The following is a 540-nucleotide window of genomic DNA, read 5'->3' as shown; positions in this document are numbered from 1 at the left end:
ATCATGCATACAAATCCACGCATGCGTCCAAATATTTTTTGCATTATCTCCTTCATTCAGCAATTTTTCTATCTGCGATAATGTGTCTCTATCTGCATTTCCCGACACTGTTAATTGATATGTATATGGATCAATAGAAAATATCAAATCTGCTTGTTTTGATAAGGCTATTCCATTCTTTGAAAACAGATTTGAAATTTGCTGATTTACAACACTTCTTGCATATTGCTTTTCCTTGTCAGTATTGCGTATATAACCTATACTTCTTGAACCACCTGTATATACATCCTTGTAATTCCTTAATGCATAATCATACCGGGCAAATCCAGCCGAATATTTTCCTCCTGTTTGTAACATTCTTTTCTCATTGCGGTAAGCTATGGAACGCTGATCTTCTGTCATATATGAGCAAAAATTAGGTGAGGTCACATCACAATATTTTGATTCGATATATGCCATTGGATCAGAATGAGACAAATTTTCTTTGTACACTTTATCATAATGCTCCTGCAAAACTTTTTGTACGAAACGATCTTCCTC

At 34.4% G+C, this 540-nt stretch carries 1 protein-coding gene; it reads right to left on the bottom strand.

The window, feature by feature from the left end; translation table 11 throughout:
- On the bottom strand, positions 1-540 hold a 540-nt coding region (locus H8S17_RS16375; protein ID WP_186867911.1), incomplete at both ends, for a DUF4885 family protein.

The organism is Roseburia zhanii (assembly GCF_014287635.1).
Taxonomy (GTDB): Bacteria; Bacillota; Clostridia; order Lachnospirales; family Lachnospiraceae; genus Roseburia_B; species Roseburia_B zhanii.
Note: the sequence above shows the minus strand (reverse complement) of the source record. Positions and strands in the feature narration are given on the sequence as shown.